The sequence below is a fragment of the Chrysiogenes arsenatis DSM 11915 genome, assembly GCF_000469585.1.
In the GTDB taxonomy this organism is placed as follows: domain Bacteria; phylum Chrysiogenota; class Chrysiogenetes; order Chrysiogenales; family Chrysiogenaceae; genus Chrysiogenes; species Chrysiogenes arsenatis.
In genome coordinates, this window is sequence record NZ_AWNK01000007.1 from 177,582 (window position 1) to 204,106 (window position 26,525).

Below are 26,525 nucleotides of genomic sequence, written 5' to 3' on the forward strand. Positions count from 1 at the left end.
ATTTGATGGCCAGTATGCAAAACCAAGATGATATTGATGCTCTCCTCGCCGGTTTCGACGCTGCCCCCTCACCTGCGGCTCCCGCTCCAACTCCAAAAGCTTCCCCTGCCGCGCCGCTTTCCAATGACGATATTGATATTGATGCGCTTATGGCAGAAGCTGGTGCTCCAGCAGTTGCGGTCGCGGTCGCCGCTGAAGAGGCTGATGACGAGGAATTTGACATAGATGCTGCGGTGGCAGCGCGTGATGCCGCCAGCGAATCAAAAGATTTTCCGGAAGAAAACAGCGTTCCAGCGGAAAATCTTTCAGGCGACATGGCGGAAATTCTTGCTCAGGAATCTGCTGGGGTGTCGTCTGCAGCCCCATCTCGCTCGCGTAATGAAGAGGTCGAAGGTGAGCTATTAGGGGGCGTTCGTTTGCCGTCCGCCGACCATCGGATTATTGACCGTCTGGATGAGATTACCAGCGAAACCGAGCAAAAAACCAATGAGGTAATGGATAAGCTGGACGGCGGTATCGCCAAGCTAAATGAGATGATCGAGGAGATGGACTCCTTTTTTGCTCAACTCCAGGCGCATGAACAAGTCGTAAACCGGTTGAGTGCGAAGTATCCGGAAAACCCTGTCGTAAAACTCCTTTTAGAGATTACGGGAAGCTTTGCCAGTATCCAGAAAATCAAAGATATTGCGTACGAATGTCAGGATGAAATTTTTGTGGCAATGGATTTGCTACAGTTCCAGGATATATCGCGGCAGAAGATTGAAAAAGTCATTGCCGTGATACGCGCACTCAATAACTATCTCAACACCTGGTTCGGTACCGAGTCACAAAAATCCCGCGCGCGGGTTGCCCGCACGATGGGACGCGATGATGCCAACGCAACTGATACGCAAGATATCGAGTCGCTGATCGAGGGGTTTAGAGAAAAGGGGTAACATGTTTACGTATGCTCGCGAAGCCAAGAGACTGCTCGGGGTGGATCACACCAACACCTTGCCAGACATTAAGGCCGCTTTCAGGCAGTGCGTAAAAAAATATCATCCAGACGTTCTGGGCAATACGCCTGCGAGTGTCCGATATTTTCAGCAAATCAACCGAGTTCATGGCGAACTGATGAAGTACAAACAGTTGCATCCAGATACTGTTTGTGCGGATGCAGCAAGCGCGAAGAAGACCTCAAGCGCGAGTGCCTCCGCACATGGGCATACTCCACGGTATCAGACGAACACGCAGTCTACCGCAGGTCGCCCACGCTCAAAGCCGACAACAGAGCAGTTGATTCTGCAAAAAGTGCAGAAAATCAAGCAAGGGACGTTTAAGGTTGATCCGCTCGTGGCACATATGAGCATCGAATCGCTGATCATGCGCTGCGAGTTTAGCGATAACTTTTATGTGAAGCGCGAAGCGATCAAAGCGTTAGTGACCAAGGGAACTGTGGAAGCGGTGCGCGGCATTGTTTACCTGCAAAATTCTCAGGATAAAGAGTCTAAAGAGATCATTGCGGATATTTTGGCAAAATCCGATAGCCGTTTTCGACGCATGGTTCACGATGATGATTTGCAAGTAAACCCTTTCTTTGCGTGGGTTGATAAGCTGGTTTCCGGTATTATTCGAGTATTTGACGGTTCCGTGCGTATCTCGTACTAATTTTGGCAGGGGAGCCTGTGACGTTCCATCATGTAACGGTTTTACAACAAGAAGTTATTGAAGCACTTGCCCCTACGGATAGTGAGCCGTCGGGGCTTTTCGTCGATTGTACCTTTGGTGGCGGCGGCCATAGTCGCGCGCTCCTTGAGCGGCTACCGCAGGCGGCTGTTATTGGGATTGATCGCGATCCTGCCGCATTAGCCGCCGCTTCAGAACGGCTTGCCGGATTCAATTTTCGTGCGGTGCGGGGGAATTTTCTCGATCTGAATCAACTCCTCCAGTCGCTCTCTATCACCCCTGCTTCTGTGAATGGATTCATCTATGATCTCGGTGTCTCTTCGCATCAGATTGATACTGCCGAACGGGGTTTTTCTTTTTTGCACGATGGGCCGCTGGATATGCGGATGGATCCCGATCACCCTTGCTCGGCGGCTGATATTATTGCCGAAGCTGATGAAGCAGAACTCACGCGTATTTTCCGCGAATATGGCGAAGAGCGGCACAGTCTTTTGGCGGCGCGCAAGATTGTTGAAGAGCGGCAAAAGCAGCCGATAGAAACGACCGCTGCGCTTGCTGGGCTCATCGAACGCGTGATCGGGCGCTGGTATCGTAATGAGAAAATTCACCCTGCCACTCGGATATTTCAGGCGCTACGCATTGCTGTCAATGGCGAGTTGGATGCGTTGGAGCGTTCATTGCTCGACGCTATTGATTGGTTGGCACCTGGTGGACGTTTGGCGGTTATCACCTTTCATTCGCTGGAAGACCGCATCGTGAAGCACCTTTTCCGGCGTGAAGCCGCTACCTGCGTGTGCCCGCCGGAAATGCCACGCTGTATGTGTCAACATCAGCCGCCAATCCGCATCATTACCCGCCGCCCGATCATCGCCACGGATGAAGAAATAAGCCGTAATAGCCGTTCGCGAAGTGCGAAGTTACGGGTAGTAGAGAAACTCCCTCAAGCTATGCTACAGTGAATTTCGGGATTTTAGTGACGTGTCTATACGCCGGAGTAAAGAAACGATATGCGCTTGTTTTACCTGTGGGGAGCGGCCTTTTTGCTGGTCGCCACTATCCTGTTAAGTCTGATAGTTAAAACTCGCATTATCACTATGGGATACGAAATAGCGATGTTGCAGACGCGTGTCTTGGAAGAAGAAAATCGTCTTGGCACACTGAACTTAACGTTGCAACACCTCAGTTCGCCGGTTGCCGTTGAAGCCATGGCAAAAAAACTTGGCATGGTGTATCCCGATGTCGATAAACTCGAATTCCTTCACCAAGGGACTGTCAAAGGAGCTGCTGACATTGCTCGACCGCAACGTTAAAACCCTTCGTTATATGCAGCTAGGAGTGCTAGTTTGTTCGGCTGGACTGATATTTTATCACTTGAGCATGAAGCAGATAGTCCACCATGACTACTGGGCACAAAAGCGCCAAGCGCAATATACTAAAGACTTTACGGTGAAGCAGCAGCGCGCCGATATTCATGACCGCAATGGTCTGCCGCTGGCGTTAAGCTCAAAGGCGTACAATGTCTATGGTGTTGGTTCGGAAATTGAAGAAATTATCAAAACGTCCAGTCATATCGCGACGGCACTTGGGTTGAAGGATTACGGCCCGATTTATGAACGGATTCATGGTCGCAGTGGTTTCTTCTGGATTGCACGCAACGTCCCCCCCGCGCAAGCGGCGAAGATTGGCGAAATTAAAGGGGTCGGATTGTTGAGCGGCGAGCAGCGGAGCTATCCATCTAAAGAGCTTTTTAGCCGCGTGCTGGGCTTTACAGGAGTTGATGCGCAGGGTCTTGAAGGGGTCGAAAGACGTTTTGACGATGTGTTGATCGGCGATGAGTTGAGGATTGGCATTTATCGCGATGCACGCCGCCGTGATATCATGCTTGAAACGTTGACACAAAATTATCCGCTGAAGAAAGAGCCATTGCGCCTTTCACTCGACAGTCAACTGCAAACATTTATTCACGATTCTGTGAGTACCTATCTTGTGTCTAGCAAGCCGAAAAGTATTACGGTTGTGGCGATGGATCCGTGGTCGGGTGAAGTGCTGGCGGCCTACGGATGGCCAAATTATGACCCCGAAAATTATCAAAAATTTCCTAAAGAAAAATGGAAAAATATTTTCATTACGGATGTATTTGAACCTGGTTCGACGTATAAGCTCGTGACATTTGCTGCTGCCTTGCAATCAGGAAAAGCCACTCCGCAGGATATGTTTTTCGGGGAGAATGGTGTCTGGCGCGATGGGAATCGTGAAATTCGCGATACGCATCCGGTAGGACATATCAATACAGTGGATGCTTTTGTGGAATCGAGTAACATCATCACTGCCAAAATTGCACTCAGCATGGAGCCGGAGTATCTCTACCGATTTATGACGAATTTCGGCTTTGGGCAGAAAACAGGGATAGAACTGCATGGCGAATCGCCCGGCTTGCTCCGTCCGCCAAAGCAGTGGAGCAAACTCTCACGCTCTTCATTGGCTATGGGGTATGAAATGAGCGCCAATGCACTACAAATGGTTCGCTTGTACAGTGCGATAGCGAATGGTGGCTATCTTGTGACACCCACAATTTTACGCCGTACGACTGGGGAGGAAATCCCGCGTGAACGGGTTTTGGACGAACAGGTTGCGTTGACCTTAAAGCATATGCTGTTACAGGTTGTTGAGCGCGGAACCGCTAAAAGTGCTCGTTTAAAACACTATACGTTGTGCGGAAAAACCGGCACCTCGCAGAAGCTTGATCCTGTTAAAGGGTATAATAGCGGGAAGTATTTTTCGAGTTTTGTCGGCTTTTTCCCGTACGAATCTCCGCGAGTGGTCGTCGGTGTCTTTGTTGATGAGCCAGAAGGGAAATACTATGGTGGAGCGGTCGCCGCGCCGATTTTCCGCGATATTGCGGCGAAATACATAAATTTCCATAACATCCTTCCCGACAAAGCGCCCACTGTTGTGACTAGAGGAGAATGATGAAAAATTACTTGCGGCTTCTCTATCGAAAAGTTATGCTCCTCCCTCTAAAAAACGGTACGTCTTGGTTGTGACCGGAAGTAGCACAACGCCACACATTGTTCAGTACGTTTAGGTGATTGGTTGCGGTATAGTAAATGTTTTGCGTATGACTCACGGCACCCTTTCGTCCGAAGCGCACATTATCCTTTTTGTTACTTATGGTGGCACATATGCAGATGATGGCAATAGCCGATCTCGAAGTGGGAATGGTGCTTGCGCAGCGGGTATTTCACAATCATTCACTTCTGTACGATCAAGGGACAGTACTTGATCGGATGAAAATCGAGACGTTATACAATCTCGGCTATTCTATGTTGCTGGTATCAGACCAGCGTGGCACGGATGCGCAAGTGAATTTAGCAACGGAAGTGCAGGCCGAAGGGGCTATGATTGTTGCTAAGGTATTTGAAGCCGCCGAAAAAGGGGCATTGGCCACGGTACGTAAGATCGGTGACTCTTCTCATCTACTTGAATTAACGGACTACATCCATAAAATCATCAATCTTCTTTCGCAAGACACGTTGATTTCTCTCAACTCCCTAAAAGATAACTCCCTGTATAACTTCCAACACAGCGTTGATGTTGCCGTGTTTGCCATTCTCTTTGGCAAAAAACTTGGTTTTGTGAATGACCGATTGGTTCATCTCGGGGTTGGTGCCATTCTGCACGATATCGGAAAAGTCTATATTCCGCCGGTTATTCTCAATAAAACAGGGAGTTTAACCCCGAGTGAGCGTGACGTTGTGACGGAACATCCCGTTCGTGGGTACGAAATGTTACAAGCGAATGAGAGCCTCAATACCATAGCTGGAGTGCTGGATATTGTGCGTCACCATCACGAACGCCATTCTGGTGGCGGTTATCCGGAAGGGTTAAAAGGGCAAGCGAGTCGCTGGGAAGCGCAATCGATTTCTGAGGGTGCTATTTCCAGTATCCATCCGATGGCACAAGTCATTGCGCTGTGTGATGTTTTTGACGCTTTGACGAGTAAAAGGCCGTACCGCAGTGCGATGAGTTATCCCGAAGCGCTTTCCATTATGAGCAGTGAAATGGTGGAGTGTTTTCATCCGCAATTGCTGGAGCGCTTTGTCCGTTCCGTGAACCTGTATCCGGTCGGTTCCGTTATTCGTGTGAGCAGCGGTCGCTATAAAGGGTATGTTGGCACGGTCATCAATTCTGGCTTGGGATTGACGGAAGAGATGTTTTCTCCGCGCGTCCGTCTTTTCTGTGATCGCCAAAACCGCCGCGTGCCGCCAATTGTTATCAATCTGCATCAGGAAGAAGGAAGCCTCGCCATGTAGGCGACGGTGTGAAGACTCCCCGCTTTTTGCCGACTTGAATCTTACAATTCCTTTGCATTCATATAAAAACTCTTTAATATGCCATCCCACATACTGCTCCCCATTTTTGCGTCCATCATGAGCGATGGTACGGCATCAAATTCAACTATGAGGATGGGAACCATGCAGCCACCGATGGAATATCCGTATATAAATCGCGAAATAAGTTGGCTCTCATTTAATGATCGCGTGTTGCAGGAAGCCACCGATCCGGAAAATCCGGTGATGGAAAGGTTGAAGTTTTTAGGGATTTTTTCGTCAAATCTTGACGAATTTTTCCGAGTGCGAGTGGCCACCATGAAGCGCCTCCTTGCGCTGGGCGAACGGGCTCAGGAACTGATTGGCTCCGATCCCAAAGTGATACTCGCCACCATCCGTAACCGTGTTATGCGCCAACAAGACCGTTTTGAAAAAATCTATGCGGCGGTGTTAGAAGAGCTTGCCGAATCGGGGATCTTTCTGGTTGATGAAACCACATTGGACGAAGCACAGCAGCAATTCGTCGTGCAATACTTTCGTTCGACTGTGCGGCCAGCGCTTGTGCCGGTTATGCTTGACCAAGTCGCTTCGGCACCGCGCGTCAATGATGGGATGATTTACTTTGCTATTTTGATGCGCAATTCTAATGATCCCGACGACGAACAACGCGCGGTTATGAAAATACCACCGGCTGACACCATCCCCCGCTTCCTCGTACTCCCTTCGGCATCAGATCGCCACTGTATTATCTTGCTTGATGACATCATTCGCTTTTGCTTGAGCGAAATATTTGCGCTCTTTGATTATGACCGTTTTGATGCATATACGTTCAAAATCACGCGCGATGCCGAGCTGGATTTAGAAGATAAAGTGATGATTTCCTATATTGAAACACTGAGCGAAAGTCTCAAAGAGCGCAAGCGCGGCAAGCCCGTGCGGATGGTGTACGACCGAGAAATGCCGCTCGAGCTTCTGGAAGCGCTCGATGATAAACTGGAGTGGAGTGACGAGCTGACGAAGATCCCATCTGGCCGTTACCACAATTTTAAAGATTTTATGGGGTTTCCCAAAGTCGGGGATAAATCACTCTACTTTGAACCGTTTCCGGCGATTCCGCACCCAGCTATATCGCCACGTCAGAGCATTATGCGGATTATTCGGGAGCGCGATATCGTGCTCCACTTTCCCTATCAGCCCTTTTACCACGTGATCGATTTGCTGCGTGAAGCCGCTATTGACCCAAAAGTCACCTCGATTAAAATGACCCTGTACCGCCTTGCCAGCAATTCTAATGTTGCCAACGCGCTGGTCAACGCTGTGCGCAACGGGAAAGAGGTTGTAGTGGTTATCGAACTACAAGCCCGCTTTGATGAAAAGGCCAATATATCGTGGGCGCGTAAATTCAAAGACAATAACGTACGGGTTATCTATGGCGTCCCCGGTTTGAAAGTGCATTCAAAACTGCTGCACATTACGCGCACTGAAGGTGAAAATAGTGTGTGCTACAGCGGTATAGGCACCGGAAATTTCAATGAATCAACAGCGAAAGTCTATGGCGACGATATTTTGTTAACGGCTGATTCGCGCATTACCGAGGATGTTGGCGAAGTGTTCCGCTTTTTGGAAGATAACGCCTACGAAGCGCAGCCCAAGCATATCCTGATGGCTCCATTCACCATGCGCCCCCGTTTTGAAGCACTCTTGCAACGGGAGGTCGATAATGCCCGTTTGGGGAAGGAAGCGTGGTGTTCACTCAAACTCAATAGTCTTGTTGATCGTGAAATGGTAAAACGGCTCTACGAAGCGGGTGAGGCGGGTGTGAAAATTCGGCTGATCATACGCGGGATTTGCTCCTTAGTTCCTGGGAAGCGTGGCGTAAGTGACAACATTCAGGCGATTAGTATTGTCGACCGCTTCCTCGAACATTCACGCCTCTTTTTCTTTGCCAATGGAGGAAACCCAGAAGCCTTTATGGGGTCAGCCGATTGGATGCGACGGAACTTGAGTAACCGCGTCGAAGTGATTACTCCGATATATGATTCCACCTTGCGTCAGGAACTCTATGATATGTTTGAGCTGCAATGGAACGATAATACGAAAGCGCGGCTCTTGAGTGGTCGGCAAGCAAACCGCTATCGCGGAACCGCGCAGAGGAACTGTCGACGTGCTCAATTTGAAATCTATCGCTACATCTTTGAAAAAAATCTACCCACGGAGGACAACCCAGAGTGAAACTCGCAGCTATAGATATTGGTTCTAACGCCATGCGCCTACTGATTGCCAATGTATACGAACGGAATGGCGAAGGGGTGAATATCAAAAAGGGGGCGTTATACCGCATACCGCTGCGTTTAGGAGACGACGCCTTTTTGCAGGGCGCCATTTCGCCTACTAAAGTTGATGACCTGATAAAAACTATGATCGCTTACCGTAACATTATGGAAGTGTCCAAAATAGAAGGGTATCTGGCATGTGCCACTTCGGCATTGCGCGATGCCGTGAATCGGGAAGACGTTGTAAAGCGCGTTGCTATTGAGAGTGGCGTGCATATCGAAATCATTAGTGGGGCACGGGAAGCCGAAATCATTGCCCACAATTCCTCCAGTGCCATCAGTCCGAACGGGTCGTACTTGTATATCGATGTTGGTGGTGGCTCGACCGAATTAACCTATTATCGCGATGGAGTGCGCGTTGTTTCGCGTTCGTTTGACATTGGCACCGTCCGACTGCTCAATAATCTTGTTCCAGACGAGCGCTGGAAAGAACTGCGCGAGTGGTTGCGTCAGACCGTTGCTGACGATAAAGCCATTCAGGCCATCGGTTCTGGGGGGAATATCAATAAAATCTACAAACTTACCGGCCCGAAAGAGGGACACCCCCTATCGCAGGAAAAACTCGCTGAAACCGTGAAAATGCTCAGCGCACTTTCGATGGATGAGCGGATGAAACAAATTGGCTTGCGTGAAGATCGCGCTGACGTCATCGTTCCCGCTGGTCAAATCGTGCTGAGTATTCTGCGTTGGGGAAAAATCCGCCGCATTATTGTGCCGAAAATCGGCCTCTCTGATGGTATCGTTGCCATGCTGTATCAAGAGCGGATGCAATGCCAGGTGTAATCTGGTACCTCGTCAAAAGGATTGTTGGGATGATTCCCCTCTTGCTGGGGATATCGATCATCTCATTTATTACGATACATCTGACGCCGGGTGACCCTGTATCGTTGGTAAATGATCTGAATCCAGAAGTTAGCCGCGAAGCTACCGCCCGGTTGTACGCCATGTACGGCCTTGATCAACCGTTGCATATACAATTTTGGGAATGGCTTTCGCGTATGGCAACCTTTGACTTTGGTGAAAGCTTTTCGCCTGACCGTCGCCCCGTAGCCACGATTATTGTCGAACGACTTCCGATAACGCTTGGGATTAACGTGGTCAGTCTTATTGTGATTTTTGCCGTTTCGATGTTGCTGGGAATTATTTCTGCCGTGCGGAAAGATTCACTCTGGGATAAAGGGATCACTGTTTTTGTTTTTGTGTTATTCGCACTTCCTGGCTTTTGGATCGCGCTTTTGTGCATCATGTTTTTCAGCGTTGAACTTGGGTGGTTTCCTGTCAGCGGCATTAAAAGCTTTCATTACCACGCCCTGTCGCCACTCGGCAAAATCCTTGATATTGCGCATCACCTCGTGTTGCCAGTTGCGGTTTCCATTCTGGGGTCGCTGGCGGGAATCAGTCGCTACATGCGCTCCAGCATGCTGGGTGTACTTTCGCAGGATTACATTCTGACCGCCCGCTCCAAAGGGTTGAGCGAATATCGCGTGGTAGGCATTCATGCGCTGCGCAATGCGCTGATTCCCGTTATCACCATTTTGGGGCTCTCTTTACCGGGGCTGATCGGCGGCAGTGTAATCTTTGAAACCATTTTTTCCATTCCTGGCATGGGACAGCTTTTTTATCAGTCGGTTATGTCACGTGATTATCCTGTGGTAATGGGCATTTTGGTGATTGGAGCACTGTTGACATTGGTGGGTAATCTGCTGGCGGATATTTTGTACGCCGTTGCCGATCCGCGTATTCGCCTTGCGGGGAGGCCGTAAATGTTACGATTTTTCTGGGAATCATTTCGCCATAGCTGGTTAGGAATGAGTGGTGCACTGATTATTGTCGCCATTATTCTGGTGGCACTTGGAGCGCCGTGGCTGGCGCCGTATGATCCGAATGCCGTTGACCTTACCAAAGTGCTCATGCCTCCATCTCCCGAAAACTGGCTTGGAACCGATGATTTGGGGCGTGATGTGCTGTCGCGCATGATTCATGGCGCGTCGATATCGCTCCTGGTTGGTATTGTGGCTGTTGGCATTTCGCTCATTATCGGCACGTTAATGGGTGCCTTTTCTGGCTATGCTGGTGGTTGGATAGACACGTTATCTATGCGTTTTGTCGATATCATGCTTTGTTTCCCTTCCTTCTTCTTGATCCTTGCCGTCATCGCGTTTTTGCAACCAAGCATCTACAATATTATGGCAGTGATTGGTTTAACCAGTTGGATGGGGGTTGCGCGGCTGGTGAGAGCTGAATTTTTGCGTAACAAAGAGCTTGGCTACGTGCTTTCGGCACGGGTTTCCGGTTGTTCGTCGGCGCGGATTATCTTCCGGCATCTCCTCCCTGCCAGTTATCCCAGCATTATCGTCGCGGCAACGCTCGGCGTTGCTGGAGCAATATTGACCGAATCGGCACTGAGTTTCTTAGGGATAGGTGTACAGCCGCCAACCCCAAGTTGGGGCAATATGCTGGCAGCGGGAAAAGAAAACATCGATTTTGCGTGGTGGCTCAGCCTGTTTCCCGGACTCGCTATATTTATTGCCGTGATGGGCTTCAACCTGCTGGGTGAAGGGTTACGCGATGTGTTAAGCTATGAAGAGCGGTGACTCATTCATGTCGACTAATTCTTATGAGGTGCATGATGAGAAATGTTTCTGTGCCATTATGTTTGAGTTTCTTGCTTGCGGTGTGTGCCGCGTCGAGTGCTGCGGCGCAAGAATCGGTTTTTAAGGCAGCTATCGGTGGGATGGCGCTTGTCGCGCCGGATTATGAGGGCTCGGACGACTATCGCGTGCGGGCGTTGCCACTAATAGACATGACCTATGGCGAGCATTTTTTTGTGCATACGCGGCGTGGTATCGGGTGGCGTGTCGCTCCTGACTCCCGGCAGTGGGATGCCAGCATAGCGCTTGGCTACCGTTTTGGGCGCAAAGAAAGTGATAATCAGGCGTTGCAGGGATTGGGCGATGTGCGTGGTGGCGCGGAGCTGGTAGTGGCAGCGAGTTATCTGTTGGCGCCACTTACCTTGAGTGTTGAGGCGCGCCATCAAGTCAACGACAGTAATGGGGGAACAGTGCTGGAGTTGAAAAGTGCGTACCGCATCCCGTGTCCCCATGAACGAGTGTTCAGTGCTTTGACGCCGAGTGTGACGTGGGCAAACCGTGAGTATATGGCAAGTCGTTTTGGTATCACTGCGGCGCAGTCGCTCCGTTCTGGCTATGCCCCTTTTCAGGCCGATGCAGGGATCAAAGATGTAGGTGTTGCGTGGACGCTTCAGTACAGCGTTACACCTAGCGTGACGCTTTCTTCCCTGATAAGTTATAGTCGGTTGGTGGGCGATGCGGCGCAGAGTCCGATGGTTCGCTTGGAAGGGTCAGCCGATCAAATGCGTGGTGGCGTTGGTGTCGCGTATCGCTTTTAACGGCAATTTGAGGAAAAACACATCAGTAAAGGAGAACACTATGCAAGTCCTTATTGTTCAGTACAGTCTCTACGGTCACACCTACCAGATGGCAAAAGCAGTGGCAGAAGGGGTTCAGGCGGTTGTGGGGTGCGAAGCGGTTATCAAGCGGGTTCCCGAAACGCTTTCTGATGAGGTGCTCGCGAAAATGGGAGCGTTAGAAGCGCAGCAGAGCATGGCTCACGTTCCGGTTGCCGCAGTGGAGGATCTTGCCAAGGCGGACGCCATTATTTTTGGTTCACCGACCCGCTTTGGTAACATGTGCGCACAAATGCGGCAGTTTATTGATGCTACGGGCGGGTTATGGCAGCAGGGGGCGTTGGTGGGGAAAGTCGGCAGTGTTTTTGTGAGCACGGCGTCGCAGCATGGCGGGCAGGAATCGACTATCCTGAATTTCCACACGACACTGCTGCACCACGGCATGGTGATTGTCGGTTTGCCGTATGCTTTTGCCGGGCAACTGGAGATGAGCGAAATTACCGGCGGCTCTCCATACGGCGCGACGACTATTGCGGGTGCTCGTGGAGAGCGGATGCCAAGCCAGAATGAACTCGCGGGAGCTCGCTTTCAGGGTGAGCATGTCGCGCGTATTGCGAAAAAACTCGCTTAGAACCGTGACCAGAAAGCGCGCGAGAAGAGGACGAAAAAGGTGTAGCACTCCAGTCGACCGATGATCATGCCGAGCGACAGCACCAGCTTGTCATACCAAGCAAAGAAGGCGTAGTTATCGTACGGGCCGACTTCGCCAAATCCGGGGCCAATACTGCCCACAATCGCCAGTGATGCGGTAATCGCCGTCCACAGATCGAAGCCGCGCACGGCAAGGTAGAGCACAAGAGCTGAGGTGGTCAGAAAGTAGAGCGCGAAAAAACCGAGCACTACCGTAATAGTTTCTGGTGCGAGCCGTTTGTTGCCGATCTGAAGCGGGTACACCGCGCGTGGGTGGATGATTTTTTTTAGTTCGACACTCAGCGTGCGAAAGAGCACCACGTAGCGGATGACTTTAATACCGCCGGACGTCGACCCCGCACAGCCGCCGATGACCATTGTCAGAAGGGCAAACACAATGGCCGCATCATACCATTGTTCATAGTCAATACTGGCAAATCCCGTCGTGGTCATGAGCGATGCAATCGTAAAAGCGGCGTGCATTAAGGTTTCAAGATACGGCAGTTCCGCGCTGCGGCTCCATTGTGCGAGCGACATTCCCAGCGCGAAACAACAGAATATCAGCAAATAGAGCCGCGTTTCGGCAGTGCGATATCCACTCAAATCGCGACTGAGTGCCTTGAAGTGCGCCAGAAAACTAATGCCGGCAATGAGCATAAAACCGGTAGTAAGCCAGATAATGAGCGGGTTATCGGCGTAAAACGCCATCGAAGTATTTTTGGTGGAGAATCCCCCAGTACCCAGCGTAGAAAAGGCGTGATTGATGGCATCAAACAGGTTCATACCCGCCAGCAGCAGCGCGATGATATTAGCGACGGTGAGTAGGCAGTAGACTTTCCAAAGCGCTAACGCAGTGTCGTGAATATGCGGTGTCAGTTTTTCGACCCCAATCCCCGAAGATTCAGCCTTATAAAGCTGCATGACGCCATTGCCGATATACGGCAAAATAGCGATGCTGAAAACGATAATCCCCATCCCACCAAACCAGTGTGTCGCGCTACGCCATATTAAAATCATGTTCGGCAGACTTTCGATATCGCTGATGATAGTTGCCCCAGTCGTGGTAAAACCGCTGATAGCTTCAAAGATACCCTCGACATACGACGAGCAGCCATACAGCGCAAACGGCAGGCCACCGATGATACCGAGCAACAGCCAAACGAGGCTGACGACGAGCATTCCTTCGCGCGAACCTAGCTGTGTCTGGTGGTGGCGCAGCGTCAGCAGCACTGCGCCGCTGAGAGTCATCACGCCCAGTGCCAGTAAGGTAAAAGGAAGGTATGGCTCGCCATAGATGATGCCCGTGAGAATGGGAACAATCATCAGGAAACCCACGAGCAGTGAAATAACCGCCAGCGACTTGGCAATACTGAGGTAATTCACCGCAGTACCTTCTTTTTAACCTGCGCGAGAACACTTTCGATACAAAAGATAATCAGCAGATCATCCGGCTCGACGATAAAATTGCCGGAAAGCAGTATTGCCTGTTCGTTGCGCATGCACGCGACTGCTAGGGAGCCTTCTGGAAACGGTATCTGCGATATCTTTTGCCCAGCCAGAGACGATTTTTGTGGTACCGACCAGCGGAGTACTACTCCTTGTTTCCCGAGGAAGTAACTCTCGGCGAGCATGGTTTTTCCTTCAGAAAGCTTTTGCAGTAGCGAAGTGACGGTCGCCAGTTTGGGCCCAGCGGCAATATCAAGCCCCATGGCATGCGCCAGCTCGTAGTATTCATTATTGGAACTCAGGCTGATAACGCGTGGCACGCCAGCTTTCAGCGCACTCATACCCATGATAACGTTATATTCATCATTGAGTGTGGCAGCGATCAGCACATCGGCGAGGTGAAAGCTTTCCTGGTAAAAAATGCCGGTCGTCGTGTGACGATCGTTGAGCACCAGCACGTCGTCACCCAGTTTGAGGGCAGCATGTTCACAGTCGGCGAGATCGCGGTCGAGCAATTTGACTTGTGCTCCGCTTTCGCTGAGTGCTTTTGCTATCACAATACCAATGTCGTTCGCTCCCAGTACCACGGCTCGTTTAATGGTGTGTCCGAAGTGGAGTTCCGTTGATTCGGCAAACGCCTTCAGGTCGCTGTCGGCGCCCAGAACATAGAGGCGATCTTTGAGGAGGATTTCCGTGCGACCATTCGGTATGAGTAGAGTTCCTTCCCGCTCAATGGCGCAGGCGATAATGCGCCCGCGAAAGGATTGCATCAGATTGGCAATCGTCTGCTGGTGCAGCGCCTGATTGGTGATATCAAGGGCGATGGCTTTCACGGTTTGTGACGAAAACGTGATGACGTCGCGCGCCCAGGAATTTTCCAGCAATTCCAGCACCGTTGTGGCGGCCTCATGTTCCGGTGAAACGATGAAATCAATGGACGCAAGTGCGTCAATGCCGATCTCCAGAAGCATTTGATTATGAATACGTGCCATTTTGCGATGCACTTTCAGGCAAGAAGAAACAATAAGGGAAGCGGTTATATTGACTTCGTCGGTACTGGTGACGGCTATGAACAGATCATATTCGCGTAAGGGAAGTTTAGTATAGCTGGCAGGGTCGGCTGCGCTGCCATGAACGCTGAGGATATCAAGATCTTCTCCAGCTTTTTCCAGACGGTAGGCATCCGAGTCGATCACTACCACATTGTTGTGCGGACTCAGCACTCGCGCGAGATCGCGCCCGACGCGCCCAGCACCGGCAATGATAATGTCCATGCACGCTCCTGAAGGTGTTACTTGCGAACCAGAGCAGCACTGTACTCCGATTGGGCGGAGTGATCAACTGGGTTTGCGCGAAATTATATGACTCCCATGCTCTCTTTCAGCTGTTGCGGTTGCCATACGAATACGCATGGTGGTATCCTGCGAAGCAGATAAGAGTAAGGGAGTTTCGCTGATGTCCTACGTTGTCTACGCCCGCAAGTATCGTCCGAAAAAATTTGCCGATGTCGTCGGGCAGCAGCATATCTGCCGCACGTTGCTCAATGCCATTCGTCAGGATCGCTTGCCGCATGCCTTGGTTTTTAACGGGCCGCGCGGTGTTGGCAAGACATCGACGGCGCGGATTCTTGCAAAAAGCTTGAACTGTCTTGAGCAGCACGAAGGTGAGCCGTGCGGTGTGTGTCGCCACTGCGAGGCGATTGATAGTGGGGCGTTTCTTGATGTGGTCGAGATGGACGCGGCGTCGAGCCGTGGTATCGACGCCATGAAGGCGATGATCGAAGAGGTTCATTTTACGCCTGTTCATGGTAGTTGGAAGGTTTATATCATCGACGAATTTCACATGCTTACAAAAGAGGCCTTTAACGCGTTTTTGAAAACGCTGGAAGAGCCCCCGCCACATACGGTTTTTATCTTGGCTACTACAGATCTCCACAAAGTTAACCCTACAATTCTTTCGCGTTGCCAGCGTCATGATTTTCGCCGTATTGGCATGAGTGACATGGTTGAGGCCTTGGCGCAAATTTTGCGTACCGAAAATATTCCATTCGAGCCACAGGCGCTGGAAATCATTGTACGCAACTCGGAAGGGTGCATGCGTGATGCTGAGTCGTTGCTGGATCGGATTGTCAGCTATGCTGATGGAGAGCTGAAGGCGGACGAAGTGGCGAGCCTGCTGGGAACGACGTCGTTACAGACGGTGTTGCAGTTTTTTGAGCTGTTGCGGCAGCGCGATATTTCCGGTTTGCTCGCCCTACTGGAATCGCTGGATGCCAGCGGAATTGATATCCGCAATCTGACGCGTCAGTTGCTGGAAGGGTGCCGCCACGTGAGTTTAGCTATACAAGGGATTTATCCGCATGATTGCGATGAGTCGGCACTGGCAATGTTGCGCCAGTTGGCGGATTCTGATCCACGGGTGTTGGACATGGTATACGCGATCCTGCGCGAGTGCTTCATTCAGCTTAGTAATACCCCGTTTCCGCGATACGATTTAGAGTTTGCGCTGATCCGCGCGGCACATATTGTTCCCGGAGTGGCGGTTGACGCCCTGTTATCGTTGCTGCAAGGCGAGGTGGTGCCACCAGTGGAAGTGGCTTCACGCGGTGCCATGCCGGAAAAAAAAACTCTAGCACCAGCAGTTTGTGAGTCGAGTGTAATAGCTAAACCGGCTCCTAAGGCTGTTCCGGAAAGTGTTGGTTTGCAGCAGCGGCTGGCAGAAGAAGTAATGCAGTTCGACCCGCCGCTGGGCGGGATGCTCCGTAACGTGAAGTTAGTTGCGGGGGCGAGTGCGGGGAGTTTTACGCTTATGGTGGCCGAAGCTCAGCGTTCAATTTTTCGTACTGAAAAGATGTATCGCTTGGAGCAGGTGCTTGGGCAGATAGTTGGCGGGGCGGTAACTATTGCACTTCAGGCGGATCAGAGTGAACATCGTGAAACATTGGCCACGCATGAGCGGCGCATGGAGGAAGACCGTAATGAGGAATTGCGTCAGGAAATTGAGGCACACCCGCTGGCCAAAGAGCTTATGCGTACGTTGAACGGCACTTTAGTGTCTTTCAAGGTGCTTGATGTGCAAAATAAAACATAAATGTTGAATGTTTTAAAATTGAATGTACTTTTTAAGGTACCGTAAGGGAGTGACTTATGGCAAAAGGTTTCGGTGGCATGAATAACATGCAGGGTATTTTAAAGCAGGCGCAAGCTATGCAGGAAAAAATGGCGCGGATGCAAGAAGAGGCAGAGAGTAAGACGGTCGAAGTTGCTGTTGGTGGCGGTATGGTTAAAGTCGTCGCGAATGGAAAAAATCGTATTATTTCGCTGAAAATCGCTCCCGAAATCATTGATCCGGAAGATCCCGAAATGTTGCAGGATTTGGTTATTTCGGCGGTGAATGAAGCTCAGGAAAAAGTGCAGCAGATGGTGCAGGATGAAATGAGCAAAATCACTGGCGGGATGAAAATTCCAGGATTTATGTGATGTATCCGCTGCTGGTGCAGCGACTTGCCTTGTCGCTTGTGGCCTTGCCTGGGGTGGGGAAGCGCAGTGGTTTGCGGTATGCGCGCGAAATTGCCTTGTGGAGTTCGCAGCAGCGTCAGGAACTTCTTCTGCAGTTGCAGGCAATGGAGTCCGGCCTGGCTCCGTGTCCTGAATGTCATGGGCTTATGGAGCAGCAACGATGCCCACTGTGTCATTCTGTGCAGCGCGACTTGCGGGTTTTGTGCGTCGTGGAAAGCTATGCTGATGTGGTCGCTATTGAGGAAGCTGGTTGCTATCGTGGCCACTATCACATTCTTGGCGGCGCGGTCAGTCCGATGGAAAATCGGCGCTGGGAGGATTTGTATGGTGCCGATGTTGCCGAGCATGTTTATCGGCTGCGAGCAGATCGTTTGGTGGTGGCAACCAGTAATACTCCGGAGGGAAATATTACGGCGCGAATGGTACAAGACGCTGTTATACAATCGCGGTCTGATCTGCCAATTTATTTCCTTGGTCAACAGCTCTTGTCAGGCGTTAGAGTTGAAAACCTCTCTGGTGAAATGCTGAAATTAGCCTTTGAAAATGTCGAAATTGAGCATGAACGGAAAAGCAAAGAGATCGTCTCTTTGTGATAGTTTAATCAAAAGCTGTTTGGATTTTTTATGTTCCGTTGCAGATTTTGCTTTGAAACGTCCGTTCTTTCTGTCATACTTTCCAAACTTTTGATCATCCAAGGAGGCCTGAGAATGAGTCAGAATTTCACCCTCCCCTACTCCGACGAGCTGGGGTTCTGTAACATTAAGTTGTCCGCTATTGGTGGCGACGGCGCCAACATGGCAGGAAAAATCCTGTTCAAGATTGCTGTTGAAGAGCTCGGATTAGATGGCGCGTTTGACGCCAAATACGGTTCAGAAAAAAAAGGAACCCCGACCGATGTGAGCGTTAAGATCTGTGAACTCGGAAATGTCATCCGCGAAAGCGGCCCGACAGAAATCCCGCACATCCTCGGTATCTTCCGCGAGCAGCTTATCCGTCCCCTTAGCCTGATTCAAGGGCTGCAGGAAAATGCTTCTGTTGTTGTAAACACGTCAAAAACTCCAGACGAAATCCGTGATATTTTGCAATTGCATAGCGGAACTATTATCTGTGTTGATGCGATGGCAATTGCTACGGAAACCGATTCGCGTCTCAATATGCCGATGATCTGCGGTATCGCGCATGCGGTTGGCATTACCGACGCAACGATGGAGAAAGCCATTAAGAAAACGTGGCCGAATCCGAAGGCGACCGCTTCAAACATTGCGGCGTACGAAAAAACCATTAAGTCAATGGTCGTAAAAAAATTTGCTGCTGATGGCAAGTTCCCTTTAGTTCCAGGTCGTTGGACGTATGAAACGCCAATCGGCTGGAAGAACCAGAACAAGGGCGGCTACATGGAATCTCGCCTGTTCTCCCTCCACCCCAAAGACAACAGAATTACCCGTCAAGGGATGATTCCGCTCTTCAACGAAGAGGCGTGTATTCACTGCGCCAAATGTATCTACACGTGTGCTGACCCTGGCTCAATCATCTTTGCTGACGCAAAAATGCAAGGCTTTAACTATGGATACTGCAAAGGGTGCATGCGCTGCGTTGCAGTATGTCCGGAAACGAAAAAAGGGAAGGCTCTTTCGAGCGCTCTTGAAGTTGAACACGCCGCACTCGTTGAAGAAAAAACCTGGTTTTAATCTGTGGAGGTACTGATGAGCGCTATAAAGAAAATTGAACAAGTTCCTGCCGTCTTAAATGGCAACCAAGCTGTTGCCGAAGCCATCATCCATGTTGGCTTTGAATTTGAAGGCTATTATCCGATTACCCCTTCTTCCGACGCCGGCGAAGAAGTAAACCGTCGTCTTGCCAATGGCGAAGCTGACCTTTCGTTTGTTGTTGGTACGTCCGAATTAGCCGCTATCGGCATTTGCTACGGCGCGGCGATTGCTGGTGCGCGCGTGGTCGATGTTACTTCGGCGAACGGCCTTTTGCTGAAAATGGAGCAAATTCCAGTTATTTCTGGAACGCGTATTCCGATGGTGCTCAACCTTTCTACCCGTTGTGTTTCTGGCCCGTTGAACATTAAGAACGACCACACCGACCTTGCGACTATGCTTGGTATGGGCTGGATCATCCTGATGGCGAAAAACGTTCAGGAAACCTATGATATGAACATCATCGCGCTCAAGCTGGCCGAAAAAGTGAACCTGCCGGTTTGCGTTGCCTATGATGGATTCCATACTTCACATGGCAACCGCCGCATTATGATCGCCAAAGATCAGCAAGATGTCCGTAACTACATCGGTCCAAAGCCGAAGCGTCCTACTTGCCTTGACTTTGATGAGCCAAAAACATTTGGCCCATACATGAACGATGATGTTATTAATAACAAGTACCAGCTCCACCTTGCGATGGAAGAGGCGTACGCGGCACTTCCAGGCATGTTTGCAGAGTTTGAAGCCGCATTTGGTCGTAAATATAACTTCCTTGACACCTACAACCTTGAAGGCACTGATAGCGCCCTCATGATGTTGAACAGCGCTGCCGAAGCAACGAAAGACGCTATCGACCTTGCGAAAAAAGCGGGTCAGTCAGCTCCTGCGCTTATTTCTTTCAACGTACTCCGTCCATTCCCAGTGAAAGAAGTGGCGCAAGCTATCGGTGGATTGAAGCAGTTAATGGTTGCAGAACGTGCTCACCAGTACGGCGCACCACTCTCTTACCTTGCGAGCGAAGTTTCTACCGTTGCTCAACAGAATCGTACGGACGTAAGAATCTACAACCGCGTCTTCGGTCTTGGCGGTCTGAACTTCATCTTCCGCGATGCGCAAGTATTGATGGCGCAATTGGCAGAAGCGAAAGCCGGTAAAACTATCCCTGTATTCGATTACTATCAGCATTGGGATGGCGACGAAAAGTTTGCGCCAGCCGAAAAAATCAAACTTCCCGCGCTTGAGCAGTACAACCAGAACTGCAAATACGAAAAAGTTGATATGAACGTCCTCAAGAAGCTCGCTTCTGATATGCCAAGCCGTGTTGATAAAGTATCAAGCTGCCCCGGTTGCGGTATTTTCACGAACGTGGAAATGTTCCTGAAAGGGATCGACGGGCCAACTATCCTGAGCTTTAACACTGGTTGTGGCATGGTTGTTTCGACTGGCTATCCGTTCACTTCATTTAAAGTTCCTTACGTCCACTCACTCTTCCACAACGCCTCATCGACCGCTACTGGGATCGTTGAGCACCACAAGTGGTTAAAATCTCACGGTTATACCGACAAAGAGATCACCGTTATCAGCATTGGTGGCGATGGCTCTTCTGACATTGGGATGGATCAGTTGATCGGCGCTGGACTGCGCGACACGCCATTTATCTATATGGAATATGATAATAAAGTCTATGCGAACACTGGCGCGCAAATGTGTTACAGCGGTTTCAAAGGCTCGCTCTCTACGACGTCGCATGTTGGTAAGAGCATCACTGGAAAGCAGTTCCACCACAAAGATATCGTCGAAATCATGCGTGGCACCAACATGTCATACATTGCGACGATTGCCGAAACCAACCCGCTGGATGCCGTGCGTAAAGCGCGTCGTGCGCAGCAAGTGGTACGCGAAGGTGGTATGGCCTTCATTAAGGCGTTCTCCGTCTGCCCACTCAACTGGGTAACTCCAGACGATAGTGGTCCAGAAACCACACAAGCGATGCTTGATAGCTGCCTCTTCCCACTGTACGAGATCGACCACGGCATCACGACGCTGAACTTCGATCCGAAAGACAAGAAGATGTCTGTCACTGACGCCCTGAAAACCATGGGCAAAGCGACTGGTCACCTGTACAAAGCTGGCGGCGAAGTTATCCTTGCTGAACTCCAGAAAGAAGTTGATCGTCGTTGGGCGCGCCTCAAAGCCTACGCTGAGAACCCAATCCTGTAAGAGTTTTTACGTATCGCAACACACCCCCGAGGAGTTCGCTCCTGCGGGGGTTTTTCAATTGGTTTTTTCCTGTTTCCCCATGTAATATAGCGAAAAATACTTGCTCGGAGCATACTCATGGGATTTAACTGTGGCATCGTCGGTTTACCAAATGTCGGCAAATCGACGATTTTTAATGCATTGACCAAAGCTGGTGCCGAAAGCGCCAACTATCCATTCTGCACCATCGACCCAAATGTCGGGATTGTTAGCGTCCCCGATCCCCGCTTAGACAAGCTGCGTGAAATAGTGAAGCCGCAGCGCACGGTTCCTACTACCATGGAATTTCTTGATATTGCCGGACTTGTCAAAGGAGCTTCGCAGGGCGAAGGACTTGGGAACCAGTTCCTTGGCCACATTCGCGGCACCGATGCCATCGCGCATATTGTCCGCTGTTTTGAAGATGAAAACATTGTCCACGTGGGCGGTAAAGTTGATCCAGCTTGTGACATTGAAATTATCGAAACCGAGCTGATTTTGGCTGATATGCAGTCGCTCGAAAAACGCCAAGAGCGGCTGCGCAAACTCCTGAAGGGGAATAATAAAGAGGCCATGACCGAACTGCCGATTGTGGAAAAACTCCTGCCGCACCTTGCCAAAGGATTGCCCGGACGGAGCGTAGATTTGAACGAAGAAGAACGGCGCATTGCTGATTCTTTCCAGTTGCTCACCACAAAACCGCTGTTGTACGTCTGCAACGTGTCGGAAGATGAAATCGCCGACTACTCAGCAAACCCACATGTCGCCGCCGTGCGCGCACGCGCCGAAGCTGAAGGAGCTGGCGTAGTGGTACTTTCTGGCAAAATTGAAGCGGAACTTTCTGAGCTTGACGAAGCCGAAGCCGCCGCATTTCTGGCCGACCTTGGCGTTACCGAAAGTGGCCTGAACGCCCTGATCCGCGAAGGGTATAAACTCCTTGATCTGATTACCTACTTCACCGCTGGGGAGAAAGAAGTACGTGCGTGGACAGTATATAAAGGGGCGACAGCACCGAAAGCGGCGAGCGTGATTCACTCCGACATTGAGCGGGGATTTATCCGCGCCGAAGTGACGAAGTACGACGATGTAGTCACATTTGGCGGGATGAAAGCCGCTGCCGAAGCAGGGAAAATGCGCCTCGAAGGGAAAGAATATATCGTGCAGGATGGGGATGTCATCTATTTCCGGTTTAATGTGTGATAACTGGGAATGATATAACCTCGAAAAACACGAAATGCACGAAAAGTGAGCCTGAGATTTCTCCTCGCTGGCGCTCGTCGAAATGACAGGGAGATGCGGCATTGTGCCTTCATGCTGTCATTTCGAGCGAAGCGAGAAATTTTCAGGTTTTTCCTTCTTGCCCTCCCTCGGTAAGCTTTTGTTTGGTTCTTTATTTTCACGCGAAAATAAAGAACATATTGACCAACGGAGCACACCACGAAAAATTTAGTGTTTAACCAGTGCAATCAATAAGGTTCGAAAGGAGCCCCTTCACATGCAACACCTCATCGACAAAGCCAACGTCCTTATGGAAGCCCTGCCGTACATCAAACGTTTTTACGGCAAAACCATCGTGATTAAATACGGCGGTAACGCTATGGTCGACGAAGACCTGAAGCGTAATTTCGCGCTCGATATCATTATGATGAAATATATCGGCATCAACCCTGTGGTAGTGCACGGCGGTGGGCCACAGATTGGCGAAACACTGAAGCGCATGGGCAAGAGCACAGAGTTTGTGCAGGGGCTGCGGGTAACGGACGACGACACAATGAACATCGTGGAAATGGTGTTGGTCGGCAAGGTGAACAAGGAAATTGTTGGGCTCATCAATCAGAATGGCGGTCACGCGGTCGGTCTTTCCGGTCGCGATGGTCATCTGATACGTGCCAAAAAGATGTTTGTCACCAAGCCATCGCCAGAAACGCAACGGCCAGAAATCATTGATATTGGCATGGTGGGTGAGGTGGAATACGTCCGTCCTGACATTATCCACACGATCGTGCGGGATAATTTTATTCCGGTGATTGCGCCGGTGGGCGAAGGTGCCGACGGTAAGGCGTATAATATCAACGCCGATTATGTGGCGGGGGCGATTGCGGGAGCAATCAAAGCGGAAAAGATGGTGTTATTGACCGATATTGAAGGGGTGAAGGGAGCAGATGGAGAATTGCTCCGGTCATTGTCGCTTTCGCAGGTTGATGCGCTGATTGCTTCTGGTGTGATCCACGGCGGTATGTTGCCGAAGGTTGATACCTGTCGCCATGCGATTCATGCCGGTGTTCCAAAGGTGCACATCATCGATGGTCGAGCACGCCATTCGGTACTGCTGGAAATTTTCACTGATGCCGGCATTGGCACCGAAATTCACGCGGGTTGAGTGCTGTGGCGGTCTATTCGGTTCGTCAGTTGCTTTCCGGGGAAGCGGTCAATCAAGCGGTTACGGTGCGGGGCTTTGTCCGTAGTCGCCGCACTTCTAAGAGTTGTTCATTTATCGCGCTGCATGATGGGTCGGCATTTGGCACATTACAGATTGTGGCCGAGCAGCCGGAAGGCGAGCTGCACGCGGTGACGACGGGAGCGGCGATTATTGTCACGGGGGTTTTGGTCGCGTCGCCCGCGGTAGGGCAGCCTTTTGAAGTGCATGCAGAGTCGATCGAAGTGGTGGGCCTTGCGGATGCGGAAACGTATCCGCTGCAAAAAAAGCGGCACACACTGGAATACCTGCGCACGATGCCGCATTTGCGACCGCGCACAAATCTTTTGAATGCGGTGTTTCGTCTGCGCTCATTTTTGGCGCAAGCGGTGCATGCCTATTTTGCCGAGCGTGGTTTTCACTATGTGACCACGCCAATCATTACGGCGAGCGATTGCGAAGGGGCGGGGGAGCAATTTACCGTGACGACGCTGAAGGCGTTGCATGCCCAAACCGACTTTGCTGATGATTTTTTTGGGCAACAGGTGTCGCTGACGGTCAGTGGGCAACTGGAAGGGGAGGCAATGGCGCTGGCGCTCGGAAAGATCTACACTTTTGGGCCGACGTTCCGCTCAGAAAATTCCAATACATCGCGCCATTTATCGGAATTTTGGATGATTGAGCCGGAAATGGCGTTTGCTGATTTGCAGGACGATATGGCGCTGGCGGAAGACTTTGTCCGGACGTTGATTATCAAAGCACTCGATCAGTATGGAAGCGAGTTGGCGTTTTTCGATCAATTTGTCGAAAAAGGGTTAGTGGCGCGTTTGGAAGCGGTTGCGGCGGGGACGTTCGCTCATCTTACTTACACCGAAGCGATTGATGTTTTGAGTAAAGCGCCGCGTACGTTTGCTTTTCCTGTGGCTTGGGGCTGCGATCTGCAATCAGAGCATGAGCGCTATTTAAGCGAGGAGTATTGCCGAGCGCCAGTCTTCGTGACCGACTACCCAGCGGCCATCAAGGCTTTTTACATGAAAGAAAACAGTGATGGCAGAACTGTCCGCGCGATGGATTTACTCGTGCCGGGTATCGGTGAAATTATTGGCGGTTCGCAGCGCGAAGATAACGAAGAGCGTTTGCGTCAGCGGATGGTTGCGATTGGGGTTGATCCGGTGCGGATGGATTGGTATTTGGAGTTGCGTCGTTTTGGTGGCGCCCCTCATGCGGGATTCGGGATGGGATTTGAGCGTTTTGTGCAGTATGTCAGCGGGATGCAGAATATCCGTGATGTGATTCCCTTTCCGCGTGCGCCGCGGACGGTGTAGTCGAAATATTGGAACGACTTGAGGGGAAATATAAAAGCGGAGCACGTGAGTGCTCCGCTTGATTTGTTTTTGCGTTTTTTATGATCGTGCGACTTTTACGGCATCTTCTGGATAGGCACCAATATTGTGAATCGCTACGTCGGCACCGCGGTATTCAGCCTCTTCATCCATGCGTATTCCTACTGTTTTCTTGAGAACGGCATAGACGATATAGCTGGCGACAACCGCAACGATGATCGCCGCGAGTGCGCCGATCGTTTGCGAGATGAGGCTAACGCCGCCAAGTCCTCCCAGTGCTTGTTGGCCGAAGATTCCAGCGGCAATGCCGCCCCATGTGCCACACACCCCGTGCAGCGGCCAGACGCCGAGCACGTCGTCGATTTTCCATTTTTCATTCGCATACAAGAAGGCGACAATGAAGAGTCCGCCAGCAATAGCTCCGGTGGCGAGTGCGCCAAGTGGGTGCATGATGTCGGAGCCTGCACAGACGGCAACAAGCCCAGCAAGGGCACCGTTATGGACGAATCCAGGGTCATTTTTCGAAAAGACGAGTGCCGCAATGACCCCACCGACCATAGCGAATAGCGAATTCATGGCAACCAGCCCAGAGATACCTACGAGTGATTGTGCGCTCATGACGTTAAAGCCAAACCAGCCGACCGCCAGCATCCAGCTGCCGAGCGCAAGGAAAGGGATATTGCTGACGGGAATGAATTGGCTTTTCCCGTCGCGGTATCTCCCTTTGCGTGGGCCGAGAAGGAGAATCGCTGGGAGTGCCAGCCAACCGCCCATCGAGTGAACGACAATAGAGCCTGCGTAATCGTGGAGTCCTTCGCCAGTAAGGGCGGTGAGCCATTCTTGTAATCCGCCTTCGGTGCCGATACCCCAGATCATCCGCTCAAAGAACGGGTAGACGAAGGCAACAAATACGACAGCTGCCATGACTTGTGGCCAAAATTTTGCCCGTTCGGCAATCCCGCCGGAAATAATGGCAGGGATGGCGGCGGCAAAGGTGAGTAAGAAGAAGAAGCGGACGAGGTCGAATCCTTGGTTTGATCCGATGAGTTCGGCGGCGCCACCAAAGAAGGTTATGCCGTACGCAATCGGAAATCCGATGAAAAAATAGGCAATTGTTGAGAATGACCAGTCTGATAAAATCTTCATGAGGGCGTTGACTTGGCTTTTGCGTCGCACGGTTCCGACTTCGAGGAAGGCAAAACCGCCGTGCATGGCAAAGACCATGACGGCTCCTAACATCATAAAAAGAACGTCTGCTGAGGCTTGTAGCTCGTGGCCCATGTGAGAATCCTCCTTGGTATATGAATCTGCGTTTTAGGAGGGTATGCAAAAGATGCGCCAGTATTGCGGTCTTTTTATGTAATGACTTAGCGAGTTATGTGATGGCGGCGATGTGCTTCATGCGTAAAGGT

Annotated in this window: 23 protein-coding genes; 20 read left to right on the plus strand and 3 right to left on the minus strand. The window is 50.8% G+C overall.

From position 1 onward, the window contains the following. The first annotated feature begins 5 nt into the window (after positions 1-5). The 12 genes from P304_RS0106325 to wrbA all read left to right on the plus strand — a co-directional run bounded on the left by P304_RS0106325 (position 6) and on the right by wrbA (position 12,387). Entirely contained in the window at positions 6-935 is a 930-nt protein-coding gene (locus P304_RS0106325) for a hypothetical protein (RefSeq protein ID WP_027389855.1), read from the plus strand. 1 nt (position 936) lies between these two features. After that, the gene (locus P304_RS0106330) at positions 937-1,647 is read left to right on the plus strand and encodes a J domain-containing protein (RefSeq protein WP_027389856.1); all 711 of its coding nucleotides are present in this window, start codon (positions 937-939) and stop codon (positions 1,645-1,647) included. 17 nt (positions 1,648-1,664) lie between these two features. Continuing rightward, on the plus strand, positions 1,665-2,624 hold the full coding sequence (gene rsmH / locus P304_RS0106335) for a 16S rRNA (cytosine(1402)-N(4))-methyltransferase RsmH (RefSeq protein WP_027389857.1): 960 nt from the start codon (positions 1,665-1,667) through the stop codon (positions 2,622-2,624). A gap of 48 nt (positions 2,625-2,672) precedes the next feature. Then, on the plus strand, positions 2,673-2,975 hold the full coding sequence (locus P304_RS0106340; protein ID WP_027389858.1) for a cell division protein FtsL: 303 nt from the start codon (positions 2,673-2,675) through the stop codon (positions 2,973-2,975). 67 nt (positions 2,976-3,042) lie between these two features. Continuing rightward, on the plus strand, positions 3,043-4,635 hold the full coding sequence (locus P304_RS0106345; protein ID WP_160165023.1) for a peptidoglycan D,D-transpeptidase FtsI family protein: 1,593 nt from the start codon (positions 3,043-3,045) through the stop codon (positions 4,633-4,635). 212 nt (positions 4,636-4,847) lie between these two features. Then, positions 4,848-5,978, plus strand: a complete 1,131-nt coding sequence (locus P304_RS0106350; RefSeq protein ID WP_027389860.1) for an HD-GYP domain-containing protein — start codon at positions 4,848-4,850, stop codon at positions 5,976-5,978. Between the two features lie 162 nt (positions 5,979-6,140). Then, positions 6,141-8,228, plus strand: a complete 2,088-nt coding sequence (gene ppk1 / locus P304_RS14365) for a polyphosphate kinase 1 (RefSeq protein WP_051321470.1) — start codon at positions 6,141-6,143, stop codon at positions 8,226-8,228. Beyond that, positions 8,225-9,112, plus strand: a complete 888-nt coding sequence (locus P304_RS0106365; RefSeq protein ID WP_027389861.1) for a Ppx/GppA family phosphatase — start codon at positions 8,225-8,227, stop codon at positions 9,110-9,112. The genes ppk1 and P304_RS0106365 overlap by 4 nt, the downstream gene beginning before the upstream one ends. Continuing rightward, entirely contained in the window at positions 9,100-10,092 is a 993-nt protein-coding gene (locus tag P304_RS0106370) for an ABC transporter permease (protein WP_027389862.1), read from the plus strand. Before P304_RS0106365 ends, P304_RS0106370 begins: the two co-directional genes overlap by 13 nt. Then, on the plus strand, positions 10,093-10,923 hold the full coding sequence (locus P304_RS0106375) for an ABC transporter permease (protein ID WP_027389863.1): 831 nt from the start codon (positions 10,093-10,095) through the stop codon (positions 10,921-10,923). Between the two features lie 35 nt (positions 10,924-10,958). Further along, positions 10,959-11,738, plus strand: coding sequence for a MipA/OmpV family protein (locus P304_RS0106380; RefSeq protein WP_027389864.1), 780 nt, complete (start codon positions 10,959-10,961; stop codon positions 11,736-11,738). A 40-nt stretch (positions 11,739-11,778) separates the two neighbouring features. Further along, on the plus strand, positions 11,779-12,387 hold the full coding sequence (gene wrbA / locus P304_RS0106385) for an NAD(P)H:quinone oxidoreductase (protein ID WP_027389865.1): 609 nt from the start codon (positions 11,779-11,781) through the stop codon (positions 12,385-12,387). Here the strand turns inward: wrbA and P304_RS0106390 are convergent. Together P304_RS0106390 and P304_RS0106395 are read right to left on the minus strand one after the other, a co-directional pair. Beyond that, positions 12,384-13,829, minus strand: a complete 1,446-nt coding sequence (locus tag P304_RS0106390; protein WP_027389866.1) for a TrkH family potassium uptake protein — start codon at positions 13,827-13,829, stop codon at positions 12,384-12,386. The two genes, wrbA and P304_RS0106390, sit on opposite strands and share 4 nt — an antisense overlap. Then, a complete protein-coding gene (locus tag P304_RS0106395) occupies positions 13,826-15,166 on the minus strand; it encodes an NAD-binding protein (protein ID WP_027389867.1) in 1,341 nt (446 codons plus the stop codon). Before P304_RS0106395 ends, P304_RS0106390 begins: the two co-directional genes overlap by 4 nt. A gap of 181 nt (positions 15,167-15,347) precedes the next feature. Between P304_RS0106395 and dnaX the strand changes: the two genes are divergently transcribed. From dnaX to asnS, 8 genes are all read left to right on the plus strand, one after another. Further along, a complete protein-coding gene (dnaX, locus tag P304_RS16105; protein WP_051321471.1) occupies positions 15,348-16,982 on the plus strand; it encodes a DNA polymerase III subunit gamma/tau in 1,635 nt (544 codons plus the stop codon). Between the two features lie 56 nt (positions 16,983-17,038). Beyond that, complete coding sequence (locus P304_RS14375) at positions 17,039-17,371, plus strand: YbaB/EbfC family nucleoid-associated protein (RefSeq protein ID WP_034764450.1); 333 nt, start codon at positions 17,039-17,041, stop codon at positions 17,369-17,371. Next, on the plus strand, positions 17,371-18,003 hold the full coding sequence (locus P304_RS16110; RefSeq protein ID WP_051321472.1) for a toprim domain-containing protein: 633 nt from the start codon (positions 17,371-17,373) through the stop codon (positions 18,001-18,003). The genes P304_RS14375 and P304_RS16110 overlap by 1 nt, the downstream gene beginning before the upstream one ends. A 114-nt stretch (positions 18,004-18,117) precedes the next feature. Next, positions 18,118-19,098 carry a 2-oxoacid:acceptor oxidoreductase family protein gene (locus P304_RS0106415; protein WP_027389868.1) on the plus strand — a complete coding sequence of 327 codons (981 nt, stop codon included), beginning with the start codon at positions 18,118-18,120 and terminating at the stop codon, positions 19,096-19,098. 15 nt (positions 19,099-19,113) lie between these two features. Then, complete coding sequence (locus tag P304_RS0106420; protein WP_034764453.1) at positions 19,114-21,336, plus strand: thiamine pyrophosphate-dependent enzyme; 2,223 nt, start codon at positions 19,114-19,116, stop codon at positions 21,334-21,336. Between the two features lie 117 nt (positions 21,337-21,453). Continuing rightward, positions 21,454-22,554, plus strand: a complete 1,101-nt coding sequence (gene ychF, locus P304_RS0106425) for a redox-regulated ATPase YchF (protein ID WP_027389870.1) — start codon at positions 21,454-21,456, stop codon at positions 22,552-22,554. Positions 22,555-22,849: 295 nt separating this feature from the next. Further along, a complete protein-coding gene (gene argB / locus P304_RS0106430) occupies positions 22,850-23,734 on the plus strand; it encodes an acetylglutamate kinase (protein WP_027389871.1) in 885 nt (294 codons plus the stop codon). Positions 23,735-23,739: 5 nt separating this feature from the next. Further along, positions 23,740-25,095, plus strand: coding sequence for an asparagine--tRNA ligase (gene asnS, locus P304_RS0106435; protein WP_034764456.1), 1,356 nt, complete (start codon positions 23,740-23,742; stop codon positions 25,093-25,095). A gap of 78 nt (positions 25,096-25,173) precedes the next feature. Here asnS and P304_RS0106440 read toward each other — a convergent pair whose 3' ends face one another. Beyond that, positions 25,174-26,394: an ammonium transporter gene (locus P304_RS0106440; protein ID WP_027389873.1), complete on the minus strand. Its 1,221-nt coding sequence runs from the start codon at positions 26,392-26,394 to the stop codon at positions 25,174-25,176. Between the last annotated feature and the right edge of the window lie 131 nt (positions 26,395-26,525).